This window comes from Adhaeribacter arboris, from assembly GCF_003023845.1.
GTDB classification, from domain to species: Bacteria; Bacteroidota; Bacteroidia; order Cytophagales; family Hymenobacteraceae; genus Adhaeribacter; species Adhaeribacter arboris.
In genome coordinates, this window is the sequence record NZ_PYFT01000001.1 from 3,177,176 (window position 1) to 3,193,221 (window position 16,046).

A 16,046-nucleotide genomic window follows, 5' to 3' on the forward strand; every position below is an offset into this window, starting at 1 on the left:
ACTAAATAAAAAATTATATAAATACGTGCCGTTCGGCGTGGTAAGAAGACCGGACTAATGGCCCTGCTTCCACATATTTGAGTCCTCGGTTAAGTCCTTCTTCGCGGTAGTGCGCAAATAAATCCGGATGAATAAATTCTGCCACTTCTAAATGGCGCTTAGTAGGTTGCAGGTATTGTCCTAAAGTTAAAATATCTAGGCCATGAGCAACTAAATCGTCTATTGCTTGATAAACTTGATCCTTTGTTTCTCCAACACCTAACATAATACCCGACTTGGTACGTTTTCCGTATTCTTTAATCCGCTTTATTTGCTCCAGACTGCGTTCATACTTAGCCTGCGGCCGAACCATCCGATACAGTTCTTTTACGGTTTCCATATTATGACTAACCACTTCCTGCCCCGCTGAAATCATGGTGATCAAAGCGTTCCAGTTAGCCTTTACGTCTGGTATAAGTGTTTCAATCGTTGTTTCCGGCGATAGCTCTTTTACCTGAACCACTGTTTCGTGCCAAATACTCGCTCCCCGATCTTTTAACTCGTCGCGGTTTACGGAGGTAATTACAGCATGCTTTACTCCCATTAATTTTATAGCTTCGGCTACTCGGCGCGGCTCGTCTTGATCGTACTCATTTGGCCGACCGGTAGCAACGGCACAGAAGGAGCAACTACGCGTACACACGTTACCTAAAATCATAAAAGTAGCAGTGCCAGTTCCCCAACATTCGCCCATGTTAGGACAATTACCACTTTCGCAAATAGTATGTAACTTATATTGATCCACCAAGTTCCGAACCTTGGCGTATTCTTTCCCTACTGGTAATTTTACCCGTAACCAATCTGGTTTACGAGGTTTAGCTATTGGCTCCGCCGGCTGTATAACCGGCAGCATTACAATCTCTTCCATAACACAAAGATAAACATTTATCCGGTAGTAGTAAATCTGCTCTATCTTTCTAAAGCTTACCAATCCGAAAATTTAAAAATAAGCCTAACAGCACTTGATCAGGTTTAAGATTATACCTGCTAAAATTTTTGTGTTGATTTAAAAACTAATTCAACCGCTACTAGCTTAAATGCTGTACAAATAACAACTAGAAAAGTTTATTGTTCCGAATGATTAAGGTTAGACAGATTAGTGGATCAAGAAAACAAAGTAGCTAGTAAAGTTTCGCTATTACAAAAAGCCAGAACCTCCAGTTAAGTTCAATAAACTCAGTTTACCTTCAGGCCTTTAAAGTAGATAGCCAAGGAATAGAAGCGGCTTAGTTTGAAAATACTCCTAATCTTATTTTATGTAATAGCTTTAAGTACAACAAAATTGCTGATTACCGGTAAAAGTCAATTATTTGCGACGACCGTAATATAAAGTCAGGTAAAAGGATGGGAAAAACTGAGCGTTATCTGCTTGAGGAATTATAACCATTTTTTTGGTAAAAGCTTCTAATACAAATCCTACTTCTACCCCAGTAACATCTTCGCGGTAGCGACCATATTCAAAATTTACTCCACCTCGCACATGGAGCCCGGGCCGGAATTTACTTTCACCTAAACCCGTAAAGAAAGCAGCGCTTCCCCGAATACGGTTTTCAAAGTCGGTATGGATTTCCGGATTGTATGCTTCTACCCGATAATCTGCTACGGCATTTGGCCCACGGGAGTAATCGGTATAATCATAAACAATATAGTAGGGAGCCAAAAGACCAATGGAGGGGCCAGCCGCCACCACACCATTTACTTGCACCCCAGATTCAGGAGCTTTCCGGAAAAAAACATATTCACGTCCAATCTCGGGCCGCAAAACAAATAAATAATTAGACTTACCATAAATAAAAGAATTACCAGTACTAGAAGAATAGCGGCGGTTTTCCTTAGGATGTTTTACTTCTACTACTTCTAAAGCCCAGAATTTAAACCAGCTATCGCGTAGGTAATGCGATGATTTGATCATACCGCCACCAATAAGCCCGCCGTTGGTATTAAAATTAACCCCATACACAAATTCTTTTTGAGGCAATTGATCATCTTGCTGGGCGTACGTTGGCAACGCGGCCAAGCCCAGCATAAAACAAATGAGAATATATTTAAGCACTCTGATAACCTTTAAGTTGGTTAAATTAAATAAAATTTTGACTCACCTCAAATAAAAGTTAATTTACGGTGATCCTAATAATAACTACTAAATACCTGGGGCGTTACGTACCTAAGAAAGACATTTAGCCTCAGGGAACAATTATTTAGATGCTTGCGATAATGGGTAGTGTCGCAAACTACTATAACCGAAATTATAGAAAGTGCTCAGCTACAAATTTTTACAATAGCAGCAAACCAACCAATTATTGCTGAAATTATCTTAACTTTTACTATGCCTAATAATGATTTTACCGAATGGATGCATCTTACTCGAAAATGCTGCCCGCACTTGTCATTTAATCCTTGGCCTAAATCCGGGATTAATACAAGCCTTTATTTTTAATTGTTAAACGTTTTTTATTAAATTTCATTGTTTGTTAACGTAACCGAGCCAAAGAAACTTAACAGATTAACGAACAAAATTTATCTAATTTCATTACCCTATATTATTTGGTTTACTGCGAATTGAAAAGACTTTAGTTATATAATCCGATTTAAAAAATCTAAATACGAAGTTAAGCCAAAGCTTTTTTCACTTCATCTACCCTAATACCTAAATGCGACCAATCCGAAGTGCATTCGCCATTACGAATTAATAATAGTTGCGGCGATTCGTGACGCACATCAAAAGCAGTTGCAATTTGATTAGAAACAGACCGGTACGACAATAAATCGAGAAAATAAGGTTTCACATTTTCTAAACCCGCATCGTCCCATTGTCGTTCGAGTCGGTTTTTAGCCGTAGCACTTATGGAACATGATGTACTATGCTTAAAAATAACAACGGGCTGCTTTAAAGATTCTGCTTTAATATTTTCTAACTGCTCCCCGGAGGTAAGCGCATTCCATTTAATCATGTAAATTACTCTTAATTGCTAAATACCTTTAATCCTTCTTCTTCCGGTTTGCTTTACGCTTTAACTTTAGTTTTTTCGGCTCTAGATAGTTAAAATCATTCGTAGCATTAAACTGATAGCTTTCCCATCCTTCCTCAATATCCACTTGTTTGCGCCCGGCTTTGCCTTTCTTATACGTGAAATTACTTGTATTTAGATGCGATTCTTTGTAATCAGCTTCTATTCGAGCCGCTTCCCGACGACTTTTTCTGGTTTCGGCTTTTAATTGCGCATCGTTCGTAAAGGCAATCTGGGCAGAAACCTGTAAACTCGAAATCAGAGTAAAGAAGATAAAAACAAAAGCTGCTTTTAAATGAAAAAAAGGAGTAAAAAAGGAAACCATAATTGCTATCTTAAAAACACCAACACACCCCTACTATACTGATTTAAAGCGTTTTGGTTTCTGCTTTAAACTTTTATAACTTTTCTTCTTCATCAATCCATTTTTATCGTAGCCTACAAGTTTACTTTGACCAAAACCTTCCTGACCTGGATTGTCGGCATCAGCTTTCTTACGAAAAATAGAAAATTTATGACCACCTCCAATTTCAGGACATGGAATTTTGCTGCTGTGGCATCCAGAAAAGATCACTAAGCTTAATGCGAAGAAAAGAGTAAGATTACGAGAATAACTAGCAGATGAAATTACCAAAACAAGTAAATTATAGTAAACAGACCTAAATATATTATTTTATTAATATAAAACCAAAGCAAGAGGCAATTAATTCTAAACCAGGTACTTTTACGCCGATAAATAAAAGGTAAAATGTTGGAATCACCTTGATTACTTTAGCCTAATGCATCATTAATTAATACTGTAATAATTGTTCAACTTTTTGTCTTAAACGCTGAATAGGCAAAAATAACTGCTCTAAAGGTGGCGAAAACGGCACCGGAGTATCTAAACTACCCACTCGTACTACCGGACTATCCAAATATTGAAAGCAATTTTCCGAAATCCAGGCACTAATTTCGGCCCCAACACCACCCGTTAAGGTATCTTCGTGCACAATTAGTACACGGCCGGTTTTCTGTACGGTAGCCTGAACAGCCTCCTGGTCCCAGGGCAACAGAGTTCTCAAATCCAAAATATCGGCTTTCACTTCGGGTATGGTTTGCATTAATTGCGTTGCCCAATGCACGCCCATACCGTAAGTAATAATAGAAAAATCAGAACCTTCCGTCACTAACTTGGCCTTCCCGATTTCCTCCGCGTAGTAATCATCCGGAATAATGGCTGATATAGAACGATACAATAATTTATGTTCAAAATAAAGAACCGGATTAGGATCAGCAATGGCCGCGTTTAATAAACCTTTTGCGTCGTAGGGATTAGACGGATACACAATTTTAAGCCCCGGGGTATGAAAGAACCAGGCTTCGTTCGATTGCGAATGAAAAGGACCAGCCGCCGTTCCGGCCCCAGTTGGCATGCGGATCACCACATCGGCATTTTGCCCCCAGCGGTAATGCGATTTGGCTAAATTATTAACAATCTGGTTAAAGGCACAAGTAACGAAATCGGCAAACTGCATTTCAATCACCGCCTTTTTTCCTTTAATAGACAAACCTAAACCTATTCCTACAATGGCCGATTCGCAAAGCGGGGTATTCCGAATGCGATCTTTGCCAAACTGGTCTACTAGACCTTCGGTTACCTTAAAAACGCCGCCGTATTCAGCAATATCCTGCCCCATTATCACTAATTCCGGATATTTTTCGAGGCTCTGGCGAAGGCCAGCGGTTATGGCATCCACGTACCTTTTTTCAGATTGCTGTTCGGATTTAGGTTCTTCTACAATTTGCTGGTAGGGCGCATACACATCGGCTAATTCTTCGGCTATATCTGCCATAGGCATAGGAGTAGCAAAAGCAGCTTCTAATCCTTGTTCAATACTAACTTTAAATTCATCGCGGGTAGCAGCCAACAACCGAGCCGTTAAAACTTTTTCGTCGAGCAGGTATCTTTCGTAATTTTCTACCGGGTCTTTCTTCGACCATTTTTCGAATAATTCCTGCGGTACGTATTTAGTACCCGATGCTTCTTCGTGCCCGCGCATCCGGAAGGTCATGGCTTCAATTAAGATCGGGCGTGGATTTTTGCGCATACTAGCGGCCGTCTGGCGAATCGTGTCGTACACTTCCAATACGTTATTCCCGTCAATCTGTAAGGTGTCTATGCCGTAGGCGGGGCCTTTATCGATAAAATAATTAAATTTAAACTGCTCGGAGTTAGGAGTAGACAAACCATAACCATTGTTTTCAATCATAAAAATAACCGGCAAATTCCAGACGGCGGCTACATTTAAAGCTTCGTGAAAATCGCCCTCGCTGGCTCCTCCGTCCCCGCTGAACACCAAGGTTACCTTTCTTTTTTTCTCGAGTAAATCGGCTAAGGCAATTCCGTCGGCTACGGCTAGTTGTGGGCCCAAGTGCGAGATCATACCTACAACGTGGTGTTCCTGTGAGCCAAAATGAAAAGACCGATCCCGCCCCTTGGTAAAGCCGGTGGTTTTACCCTGAAATTGCGCAAATAACTTATTTAAAGGTACGTTGCGGCAAGTAAAAATACCTAAGTTCCGGTGTAAGGGTAGTATGTATTCGTCCGGATCCAGTGCCAAAGTCGCTCCTACTGAAATAGCTTCCTGGCCAATGCCCGAAAACCATTTGCTTATCCGGCCTTGACGTAGTAAAATCAGCATGCGCTCTTCAATCATGCGGGGTAATAAAATACCCCGGTACAAATGCAGCAGGTCGTCGTCGGAGTAATCTTTACGGTTATAATTCATTCGGAAAATCTAAGTAGTAATCATCAAAATTAACGAAAATATTCATGGCATTACGGCTTTTTACGGCTGCCATTTTTAAGTAAAATACAAGCAAGATTAATAAATCGGACAGAACAACAGCACCTTTATATTCAGCATTTTATATATTTGCAGAAATTTTAAATACTGCATGAAATATTTTTTACTTGTATTTACTTTATTAACTACTTTTCTCAGAGTAGCTGTTTATGGTAAAAACCGTTTTCCCAATTTAATTAGTACAACTGCTATTTATCAGGATACCACTGCTACTGATTCGGTAAATACTGGTTACAGACACATCCTACGCAGTCAGGTAACGGGAGCCATATCCACCATAACTGGCAAGCAGATTCAACAAACACCGATGTTCTCTCTGGATCAGGCTTTAAAAGGCCGGGTTGCGGGTGTGCAGGTAACGCAGAATTCCGGCCAGCCGGGCGCAGCTGCCTCCGTCCGGGTTCGGGGTATATCTACGTTATTTAACAGCGTTGAGCCATTATATGTGCTGGATGGCGTACCACTTTTCCACACGGTTCCCGAAAGCACGAACCAATTTCTGCCGATCCTGAATTTTATTAACCCGGCCGATATTGCTTCGGTGGAGATATTAAAAGACGCGGGAGCAGCGGCTATATACGGTAGCCGGGCCAGCAACGGCGTGGTGCTGATTACCACTAAACGAGGACAGGCTAAAACAAATCGGGTGGCCCTTCATTCATTTTTTGGCTTGCAGCAGGTACCTAAACAAATACCCTTACTAAATGCCAGCGAGTACGCCGGACTGGTAAACAAAGCTCTTCAGGAACAAGGCCTGCCCCCAAGGTATATCACCGAGCAAATGAAGGCTTTAGGAGAAGGCACCAATTGGCAGTCAGAAATTTATCGATTAGCACCTGTGCAAAACCACCAGGTCAGTTATAGCGGTGGTTCGGAAACGCACCGTTTTTTTGCCGGTGCTGGTTTCACCAACCAACAGGGTGTAATTATTCAATCGGGTTTGCGGCGTTACAATTTCCGGCTGAACTACGACGGGCAAATTGGCAAAAGATTAAAGGTCGGTATCACATCGTTGGTAAGTACGATGAAAAACCACCCAACCAATCCTAATCTCATACATTATACCTTGTTGGCCCCGCCCATTTTTGACCCAAACGATACGGCCCGTAATTTTTTAAATCCAATAAAAATGCTGCAAGAAAACACCCGTTCGGAAGAAGGCAAATCGCTTTGGGGTAATTTCTTTGCGGAGTATCAAATTATACCTGGATTGTTCGTAAAGGCGCATTACGGTGTAAACGAGATAAAGCAGGAAAACCGACACCTTTTCTATTCCAAATTATCGAACAATATACGTCGTACAGATATAAATTTTAATAACAAAACAACTAGTAAAGAAGCTACTTTCCGTTACCATAGAACCTGGAAAAAACACTCTTTATTCTTATTAAGTGGCATTGCTGAGCAGCAACTGGAGAATGATTATACTACTACCACCTACATAGGCCAAAAAGGGACTGGTTTTAAAGATTTTAGTTACGAAAGTAAGTGGAATAAAAATACTTTACTTTCTTACTTCGGACAATTACATTATAGCTTTGTTAATCGATACTTTTTATCTGCTTCCGTGCGAAAAGATGGCTTATCACAGTTTAGTCTACAGGAAAAATACACGGTTTTATCTGCTATATCTGCCGCCTGGCAAGCTATAAACCAGCAACAATCTAAACAGGTAATCCAAAGCTTAAAATTCCGCACCAGTTACGGAACTACGGCTCACGCCTCTTTGTCCGGAATAAACATAGATAATACTAACCTTGTAATTTTCGATCCTTTTTTACGTCCGGAATTAACCAAACAAGTTAACTTCGGAGCTGATTTACTAGTATTATCCAATCGAATTCAAATATCAACTGATCTGTATCAAAGGAATACGTCGGATGCAATAGTTCTCCTACTAAGACCCTCCAATTCTTATATTGCCAAAAATATAGCGGGTCTGCGGAACAGAGGTTTAGAAATAAGTATTACCAGCCATAATATAAAAGGCGCCCTTACCTGGAACAGTTCTTTTACTTTTGCCGCCAATAAAAACAAAATAACAGACTTGAGTGATTTTAACATCGTCTTGCTGAATACCAAATACCGAAGATTCATATTTTCAGAAGGGCAATCTATTGGGGCTATTAACGGCCTGAAAACAGATGGTCTTTATCAAAACCAGAGCGAAGTACCTGACTCATTTATGGCTTCGCCAGGCGATATAAAATATCAAGATCTAAATAACAATAAAAACTTAACGGATGATCAAACCTTATTAGGCAGTACCCATCCAGCATTTACTTACAGTTTAGATAATGACTTTACTTTTAAAGATTTTGAAGTAAATATATTTTTACAGGGTGTACAGGGCAACAAAATCTACAATGAAAATCTGGTGAATTTAAATAACCTTTATTTATTGGACGCAGATAACACCAATAATGGCTCTAGAGATTTACTACAGCATTGGTCGCCCGAACATACTAATACTAACCTACCCCGTTTAAATGGGAATCCTTATAACAATGAATTTTCTGATAGGTACGTAGAAAATGGATCATTTTTACGCATACGCAATCTAACTTTCGCCTATAATTTACCAAATAAGTTTACCTTAAGTAATAAAATGCTTCAAGCTAAAGTTTATCTAAGTGGGCAAAACCTGGTTACCTTTACCAAGTATTCCGGTTACGACCCCGAGGTGGGTGGCTTACGAATTGCCGAGCAAGGTTTGGATTCGTACAATTACCCGATTCCGCTCACTTACCTGGCGGGCGTGAAAATTACCTGGTAATAGTAGTCAATTTTATAAATTTGCGGAAGAGCCAAGTTCCGGCTGTATGTTTTAAATAAGATAAACCTGTGATAGATTTCAAAGAATTCACCTTAGATAATGGCTTGCGCGTAATTGTGCACGAAGATTTTACTACTCCTATGGCGGTGTTAAACGTGCTGTACGATGTAGGCTCCAAAGACGAATCGGAAAACCAGACGGGTTTTGCGCATTTATTTGAACACTTAATGTTCAGCGGTTCGGTAAACATTCCGAGCTATGATGAGCCTTTGCAAAAAGTAGGCGGAGAGAACAATGCCTTTACCAGTCCCGACATTACCAATTATTATTTAACCGTACCGGCCGTTAACATTGAAACCGGTTTTTGGCTCGAATCGGATCGCATGCTGGACTTAGCTTTTTCGGAGCAAGGCCTGGAAGTGCAGCGTAAAGTAGTGGTAGAAGAATTTAAGCAGAATTACCTGAATCAGCCTTACGGTGATGTTTGGCTAAAATTACGCCCGCTGGCTTACCAGCAACACCCTTATAAATGGGCTACTATCGGCAAAGAAATTTCGCATATTGCCGATGCGCAAATAACGGACGTAAAAAATTTCTTCCGGAAGCACTACTCTCCCATTAACGCCATTCTGGTGATAGCCGGAAATGTACCATTTGAGAAGGCCAAAGCTTTAACCGAAAAATGGTTTGGGCCAATTCCCTCCGGTGAAAAATACCACCGGCAATTACCCGTTGAACCCGTGCAAAAGGAAGCCCAGCGGTTAGAAGTAGAGGCCGATGTACCTTTAAGTGCGCTTTATAAAACGTACCACATGCCCGCCCGCTTAGACAAAAATTACTACGCGGTTGATTTACTAGGTGATATTCTGGGCCGGGGAAAATCATCGCGTTTTTACCAAACTTTGGTTAAAGAACAAAAACTTTTTAATTCTATTGGAGCTTCTATAACCGGTTCCATCGAACCAGGTTTGTTGGTAATTCAAGGTAAGTTAAACGAAGGCGTATCTCTGACTGAAGCGGATGCAGCAATTGAATCTATTACGGAAGAAGTTCGACAGCAGTTAATCGACGAGCAGGAATTAACGAAAGTTAAAAACCAAGCAGAATCGTCGATTGTATTCTCGGAAATTGAATTGTTAAACCGGGCCATGAACCTGGCCTACAGCAAATTATTAGGCAACGCTAATTTTGTAAACGAAGAAGGTGCGCATATCCAGGCCATAACCCCAGACGATATTCTGGCAGCGGCCAACGAAGTACTGGTTCCAACTAACTGTTCTACCTTGTATTACCACGCCAAGCCACAAGGAGCAACAATTGCTACTGATGCTGATGATTTATAAAAATAGTTAATAAGTGTACGGTATTCTATAAGGCAGGTAATTTTCAAAATGGATTTCTGACTTTGGCTAATGAAGCCTGATTCCCCAAATAGCTAGAGACAAAAATAAATTAAGGTAAAATAGGTTTAGCTTTAATTCCCTGAATGGGTTCTATATAATTTACTTTGGCAGAATCGGCTACTGGTGTAAAAGTAACCTCTGGGGATGTTTTCCTAGCTGGCACTAATAAACGTACTAACCACGGGAAAATAACGGCTGGCAATAATAAACCCAAAACACAACTCAACAACAACCGGATAATCCGTTTCATTGGGATATTTATAAATTATTAAAAGAAAACGCTTTTTGATTTCAAAGAAGGCAGGAGCAAATTATTCTTTTAATTTCAGGTTTAAAAGCAAAGTTTAAAATTTAAATTTTTACTCGCTAAAGGGATTAAAATAGCGGATAAAACAAAAAAAGTCTGCGAGTTTCGTATAAACGCTCACAAACTTTTTTATTTTAACTCTGGTGATACTTCAGAAATTTAGAAACAGTGAATATAGGTTATGAAGAAACAAGATTTAATAATCGAATCTTCGTCATTCCTTATGCTACCATTTTTACCTCGGTCAGCAAAGTATTTATTTGTTTAATTTCGTCTCCGGTAAGCATAAAATCGGCGGCTTTGGCATTTTCGGCTACTTGCTCCGGGTTACGGGCGCCAACTAAGGCGGCCACAATAGCTGGTTGCTGAATAGTCCAGTTAATTACCAATTGGGCTAAGGTAACTCCGTAACCATCGGCAATAGGTTTTATTTGCTGCAGAAAATTATTGATTGTTTTCCGGTTTTGCGGTTTAAAATGCAAGGTATTGGGCCGATGATCTCCTTCTTCAAATTGGTAATTTTCGGTTATTTTACCAGTTAAAATACCGCGCTGTAGGGGGCTATAAGCCAGAATGCCTCGCCCATGTTCCAGGCAATAAGGAACTACTTCGGCTTCTACTTTACGCTCTACCATGCTGTAGGGTACCTGGTTAGTTACTTGTTTTACGGTTTGGTCGGCAATGCGCATTTGTTCGGCGCTGTAATTACAAACGCCCGAAGCCCGGATTTTACCTTGTTGCAACAAACGGTCTACTGCTTCCATGGTTTCGTCAATGGGAGTGGAAACGTCCGGCCAATGAATCTGATACAAGTCAATGTAATCGGTTTGGAGGCGTTTCAAGCTGCGTTCACATTCTTCAATTACACTTTCTTTGCCGGCATATCTATAAATTTTTAAATCGTTTCCGTTATTGTCTTTTGAAGCCATGAAATCACCGGGCCGATTGATATCCCAACGCATCCCGTATTTCGTTAGAATCTGCGCTTCGTGGCGGCGACCTTTTAAGGCTTCTCCCACAATTTCTTCGCTTACTCCTTGTCCGTATACCGGGGCGGTATCAATACTGGTAATACCTAACTCCAGAGCTTTGTTTATAGCAGCAAGGGCATCATCCTTATCGGCACCACCCCACATCCAGCCGCCAATGGCCCATGCCCCAAAGGTAATGGCCGATACTTTCACTCCGCTCTCGGCTAATTCATTGTATTTCATAGTTTAGTTTATGGTTGTTGTTTACGATTTTAACTTTCAAGCCTTCCAAATTCACTGAGAAAACTTAATTTATTCAACGAAGTGCTTTATACGATGGATTAGAAAGAATAAGGGAATTCTATCTTACTAATTTTAAATTTTTATCATTTTAAGTTTTAAACTTAAACAATAAAAGAAGTTACCAATGCCTAGAAAGGCATTTGCAGTAAAGTTAAATAAGCTTAAAACTCCAACGAGTGAGAAAGTGGATCGTAAGTACGGTAATCATTTCTAGGCCAAACCGGCTTCCTTTAATAAGCTGCGCAGCGTTTGTAAATCCCGTGACATGGCGGCAAAAACTTCGTCTTTGGGAACCGTAATTTGCTTTTTACCTTGGTCGGCCCCGCCGAGTGGGTACTCAAAATGAATTGACATTGGGCCCGAGATGCCGTATTGTTTTATCAGATTAAAATATTTCTTAAAATCCACCATTCCTTCACCGAGCGGCACGAGTTGGTGTTCCCATTTACCTTCTTTCTTCGCCCAGTAAAAATCCTTAATATCCATGCACCGGATATAATTTTTGAATAAATCCAGATCGTTTACCCACGAAGCACTTCCCTCGGCGGTGGCATGGTTAATATCATATTGCACGCCCATCCAGCGGGGGTCCAGATCTTGGAACATTTCCCATAAATCCCAAACGGCAGCCCCCACGTTAGAGCCCGAATGGTTTTGATAGGCCCCGTGAATATTATACTTCTGGTTGAGGGCCGCTAATTCCTGAAATTGCTTTTTATACTTTTCGAGGCTTTTTACTACCCCCAGTTGCGGATCATATTTCACCCAGCCAGTACGGTAATATTTAATGCCAACTTGGCTGGCTGCTTTTAGAAGGGGTTCGGTTAAGGGGTGCCGGGGGTCAGTTATATCGGTAACGATCATGGGTACCTCCAAACCAGCCTTTCGAATTTGAGCAACTGCTTTCGGCAATTCGGTTAGGGCTTGCGCCGGCTCAATGTGGCCGTCTTTCCGAACCGTTAAATCTATGCCATCGTACCCTAAGCGGGCGACATTTTTTGCCATTTCCGGGATAGTAAGCCAATGCAAATGTTTCGAAAAAACACAAATTGGTCGGTCAGTTTTTGCCGGATTAGCGGGTAGTAGTTTGTTGGCTAACCCGGCTACTGGCAACAAGGCGGCGGTGGTGGCCAAAGTGCTCATAAAAGCTCGTCGGGATAGGTGATTTTCTTCTGTTAAATTATTTACACGCATAACTTCAAGAAAAATAAGACTGTTTATGGGTAATTACTTACCAAGTTAAACCACATAAAAAACAGAACGATTTATCCCGCCAGCTGATTATATTCTGGGCCTAACAGATTTAAGGTTCTGTTTAAATTAAGGTATTTAATCGTTTGTTAGCCCAATTTCCGGCAAGTGTCTCTGGAGCGATTAGCAAAAAATTTACTCTTTCGCGGAGGCTTGATAGAAACCAATTTCGGCGAGTTGCACGGGTTGCTTGGCCTGAAGCACGGTAAAACGAACTTTACTCGCAGTTATTTCTGGTAACCGTAACAAGCGTTTGTAACCAACGGTAGTAAAAGTTTCGATTTTCTGCCAAGCTTTACCATTCCAATATTCCAGTTGTGCTTCGGCAATACGCTGGCCCCCGGCAATATTTTCCTGAAATAAGGCCCGATTGAAAGTTACTTGCTTTTTAAAGGCGAGCTCGATGGGTTTGTTTACCGGTACTGTTACATTGGTTTTTAGCTGACCATCGGTAAGCGCAGCGTTGGCGCTGCCTTTAGCCAGATTAGTTTTAAAAGTTTCGTTCAGAATACTCCGGAAATCATATAAACTTTTAATATCCGGTTCCGAGAAAAGTCCCTGGCGGTTAGGAGGAATATTGAGCAATAACAAACTGTTGCGCCCCACGGATTGATAGTATAGATTTACCAGTTCTTTCCCGGTTTTAACCTGGTTGTCTTCGCTGGCGTGGTAAAACCAACCGGGCCGGATGGACACGTCCGTTTCAGCGGGGATCCATAGTTTACCGTTAGGGTCGCCGGTATTCAGGTACTTAGAATCGGCCTTACCTGGTGCCATGTTCGTAGTGGTAATAGTAGACCAGCAGGTTTGGCCCGCATTACCGGATTCATTACCTACCCAGCGAACGTCCGGGCCTACGTCCGAGAATAAAACGGCTTTCGGTTGTAACTGCCGCACTAATTGCCAATAACCCTCAAAGTCGTACTGCATGTCTTTGGCGTTTTTACCTTTAGCACCATCGAGCCATACTTCGGCAACTTCGCCGTAATTAGTAAGTAATTCTTTCAGCTGATTTTTATAAAAACTGTTGTAGTTATTGCTGCCATAGCTCGGTTCGTGCTGGTCCCAGGGCGAGAGATAAAAACCAAATTTCACCCCGTTTTCCCGGCAAGCATCCGCAATTTCTTTAACCACATCGCCATTGCCATTTTTCCAGGGGCTGTTTTTAACGGAATGTTCGGTTAACTTTGAGGGCCATAAGCAAAAGCCGTCGTGGTGCTTGGCCGTGATAATGACAATTTTAAAGCCGGTTTCTTTTAAGGTTTTTACAATTTTACGGGCATCAAACTCGGTAGGATTAAATATTTGCGGGCTTTCGGTACCATCTCCCCATTCTTTATCGGTGTAGGTATTTACGGTAAAATGTAAAAAGGCGGTAGTTTCCAGTTGCTGCCAGGCTAGTTGGCGGGCAGTAGGTTTGGGTAACGATTGGCTAAATAACGGCTCATACCAGAAGAGGCTAAGCAGCACAAAAAAATAAATTCGTTTCATTCTTTAAAATTTTGCTATTTAATGGAAGTAATTCAGATAAAGGCTCCTAAAAAGAGGCACCGAACAGAAATTCTTCGAAATAAAGTACAACTAGTTTCTGGACGCAAGCTAAAGATTAAGACGAAGGAAGCCAATACTACTTCAAAAATTGATTTTGAATTAATTTGCCCTTAAATACGTAGAATAAGATTTGCTTCAATCTTTGCTTTCTGCATTTGCTATTCTAACTATTTTTTTCCTTATTATTTCCTAAGTTAGACTTCGTGCAGATTTTACCTTCCTATTCAGACATAAAAAAAGCCGTTCCAGATTTGAAACGGCTTCTGTTTGGCAGAAAATCTTACGGAAATAAAACAGCCCGGTATTGGGTCACGTCTACCGTTGGAATCCGGGAATTATATTTAGCATTTATGGCTTTAATCATTTCATTAGCCACAATGGCATAGCCGCGCGGCGTTAAGTGCACGCCATCTAGTGAAAACAAATTGCCCGTAATAAAAGCCGGCGAATACCCTACTCCATTTAGCATCATGCCGTTCTGAATGCTATTAAAATAAGTATAAGCATCAAATACCGCCAAATTCTTTTCACTGGCTTTAGTTTTTAGGATAGTGTTGAAATCTTTAGTGTAATTTTCAATCTCTTTTATTTCACTGGAATCTAATACCTCGCTATCTGTTAAGGGATTAGCTGGATGAAATCCGTGTGGAATGGACTGACCACCTATTTCATCACTTCGGCCAATTGTAGCCTGTGTAGTTAATAAAATTAAATCATCATCTTGAGCAACTCGCACTTCGGCTACACCAGGGCCTATTTTAATGTATACATCTAATTGCTGATTAATTTGCTTTGCGATTGCCCGAACTGCACTCACAGATACAGTTTTAAAGAACGGAATTCCAGTTACATCCGGAATAGTAGCGATTATACCTTTAGCTCCATTAGCTGTGAGCACGTTTATTATTTCATTATTATTAGCCTTAAAGGTTTCTGGTATTGTGATAAAATCAGCAGAGGCTCCAGTTGTTGCATAACCTAATATATCGTTATTCCCCAGCCAGCAACTGAAGAAAGTAGGATTACTTGCGGCTACTCGCTCTAAATATGTTTGTAACGGATTAGTAGTAATACGCTCGAAAAACCGATTACCTAACTGACTACCATATCCAGGCCTTTGAATATCCGACATCCGAATACCGGGAACACCTAAATTATTTACCTCCTCAGTAAATTTAGTATATAGCAGTGGAGTCTGGCTTCGGATAGCCAGCTTATCAGTAACTGGAGTTAAAATAGGAGAACCAGTCGTTGAAAATCCACTTAACCGTAAATAACCGCTGCCGTTTTCCTGTTCTGGGGTAAACAATGGTTGCGCGAAATTCCCGCCCCCCACTTGCTTAAACTGACCAGCCAGAATGTTGGGATAGGAACTCTCCTGCCCTTCCCGGTACAGGCCGTTATCCATAAAGCCAGCCGTGAGTGAATTACCTACCGCCACGTATTTATCCAGGTTAAGCTCGCCTTTGCTGACAGCTATTTTTTCTATTTCCGGTTCACAGCTGGTTACCAGCAGCGTACCGGCCATTAAAACAAACGCACAAATTTTCTGTAAACTATTTTTCATGGTTTAGATTCTGCCAAAATA

At 40.9% G+C, this 16,046-nt stretch carries 13 protein-coding genes; 2 read left to right on the forward strand and 11 right to left on the reverse strand.

The window, feature by feature from the left end; all coding sequences use genetic code 11:
• Positions 1-13 precede the first annotated feature (13 nt).
• The 6 genes from lipA to AHMF7605_RS13215 all read right to left on the reverse strand — a co-directional run bounded on the left by lipA (position 14) and on the right by AHMF7605_RS13215 (position 5,818).
• Positions 14-898 carry a lipoyl synthase gene (gene lipA, locus AHMF7605_RS13190; RefSeq protein WP_106933465.1) on the reverse strand — a complete coding sequence of 295 codons (885 nt, stop codon included), beginning with the start codon at positions 896-898 and terminating at the stop codon, positions 14-16.
• Positions 899-1,345: 447 nt separating this feature from the next.
• On the reverse strand, positions 1,346-2,092 hold the full coding sequence (locus AHMF7605_RS13195) for a hypothetical protein (RefSeq protein WP_233219041.1): 747 nt from the start codon (positions 2,090-2,092) through the stop codon (positions 1,346-1,348).
• A 556-nt stretch (positions 2,093-2,648) separates the two neighbouring features.
• Positions 2,649-2,987, reverse strand: a complete 339-nt coding sequence (gene ytxJ / locus AHMF7605_RS13200) for a bacillithiol system redox-active protein YtxJ (protein ID WP_106933466.1) — start codon at positions 2,985-2,987, stop codon at positions 2,649-2,651.
• Between the two features lie 31 nt (positions 2,988-3,018).
• Positions 3,019-3,372, reverse strand: a complete 354-nt coding sequence (locus AHMF7605_RS13205; protein ID WP_106930040.1) for a hypothetical protein — start codon at positions 3,370-3,372, stop codon at positions 3,019-3,021.
• 33 nt (positions 3,373-3,405) lie between these two features.
• The gene (locus AHMF7605_RS13210; RefSeq protein ID WP_146153584.1) at positions 3,406-3,681 is read right to left on the reverse strand and encodes a hypothetical protein; all 276 of its coding nucleotides are present in this window, start codon (positions 3,679-3,681) and stop codon (positions 3,406-3,408) included.
• 157 nt (positions 3,682-3,838) lie between these two features.
• Positions 3,839-5,818: an alpha-ketoacid dehydrogenase subunit alpha/beta gene (locus tag AHMF7605_RS13215; protein ID WP_106930044.1), complete on the reverse strand. Its 1,980-nt coding sequence runs from the start codon at positions 5,816-5,818 to the stop codon at positions 3,839-3,841.
• Between the two features lie 169 nt (positions 5,819-5,987).
• Here AHMF7605_RS13215 and AHMF7605_RS13220 point away from each other — a divergent pair, with 169 nt between their 5' ends.
• Together AHMF7605_RS13220 and AHMF7605_RS13225 are read left to right on the forward strand one after the other, a co-directional pair.
• Positions 5,988-8,672, forward strand: coding sequence for a SusC/RagA family TonB-linked outer membrane protein (locus AHMF7605_RS13220; protein WP_106930046.1), 2,685 nt, complete (start codon positions 5,988-5,990; stop codon positions 8,670-8,672).
• A 68-nt stretch (positions 8,673-8,740) separates the two neighbouring features.
• Positions 8,741-10,015: a M16 family metallopeptidase gene (locus tag AHMF7605_RS13225; protein WP_106930048.1), complete on the forward strand. Its 1,275-nt coding sequence runs from the start codon at positions 8,741-8,743 to the stop codon at positions 10,013-10,015.
• A gap of 109 nt (positions 10,016-10,124) precedes the next feature.
• Here AHMF7605_RS13225 and AHMF7605_RS13230 read toward each other — a convergent pair whose 3' ends face one another.
• The 5 genes from AHMF7605_RS13230 to AHMF7605_RS13250 all read right to left on the reverse strand — a co-directional run bounded on the left by AHMF7605_RS13230 (position 10,125) and on the right by AHMF7605_RS13250 (position 16,025).
• A complete protein-coding gene (locus AHMF7605_RS13230) occupies positions 10,125-10,325 on the reverse strand; it encodes a hypothetical protein (protein WP_106930050.1) in 201 nt (66 codons plus the stop codon).
• A gap of 278 nt (positions 10,326-10,603) precedes the next feature.
• Positions 10,604-11,596, reverse strand: coding sequence for an aldo/keto reductase (locus tag AHMF7605_RS13235; protein WP_106930052.1), 993 nt, complete (start codon positions 11,594-11,596; stop codon positions 10,604-10,606).
• Between the two features lie 270 nt (positions 11,597-11,866).
• The gene (locus AHMF7605_RS13240) at positions 11,867-12,850 is read right to left on the reverse strand and encodes a sugar phosphate isomerase/epimerase family protein (RefSeq protein WP_106930054.1); all 984 of its coding nucleotides are present in this window, start codon (positions 12,848-12,850) and stop codon (positions 11,867-11,869) included.
• A 192-nt stretch (positions 12,851-13,042) separates the two neighbouring features.
• Positions 13,043-14,398, reverse strand: a complete 1,356-nt coding sequence (locus AHMF7605_RS13245) for an alpha-L-fucosidase (RefSeq protein WP_106930056.1) — start codon at positions 14,396-14,398, stop codon at positions 13,043-13,045.
• A 340-nt stretch (positions 14,399-14,738) separates the two neighbouring features.
• Entirely contained in the window at positions 14,739-16,025 is a 1,287-nt protein-coding gene (locus tag AHMF7605_RS13250; protein WP_106930058.1) for an SGNH/GDSL hydrolase family protein, read from the reverse strand.
• Between the last annotated feature and the right edge of the window lie 21 nt (positions 16,026-16,046).

Coding starts and splice junctions, on each gene's coding strand:
- AHMF7605_RS13205 (WP_106930040.1), bottom strand. CDS start 3,372: ATGGTTTCCTTTTTTACTCCTTTTTTTCATTTAAAAGCAGCTTTTGTT.
- AHMF7605_RS13215 (WP_106930044.1), bottom strand. CDS start 5,818: ATGAATTATAACCGTAAAGATTACTCCGACGACGACCTGCTGCATTTG.
- AHMF7605_RS13220 (WP_106930046.1), top strand. CDS start 5,988: ATGAAATATTTTTTACTTGTATTTACTTTATTAACTACTTTTCTCAGA.
- AHMF7605_RS13230 (WP_106930050.1), bottom strand. CDS start 10,325: ATGAAACGGATTATCCGGTTGTTGTTGAGTTGTGTTTTGGGTTTATTA.
- AHMF7605_RS13235 (WP_106930052.1), bottom strand. CDS start 11,596: ATGAAATACAATGAATTAGCCGAGAGCGGAGTGAAAGTATCGGCCATT.
- AHMF7605_RS13240 (WP_106930054.1), bottom strand. CDS start 12,850: ATGCGTGTAAATAATTTAACAGAAGAAAATCACCTATCCCGACGAGCT.
- AHMF7605_RS13245 (WP_106930056.1), bottom strand. CDS start 14,398: ATGAAACGAATTTATTTTTTTGTGCTGCTTAGCCTCTTCTGGTATGAG.
- AHMF7605_RS13250 (WP_106930058.1), bottom strand. CDS start 16,025: ATGAAAAATAGTTTACAGAAAATTTGTGCGTTTGTTTTAATGGCCGGT.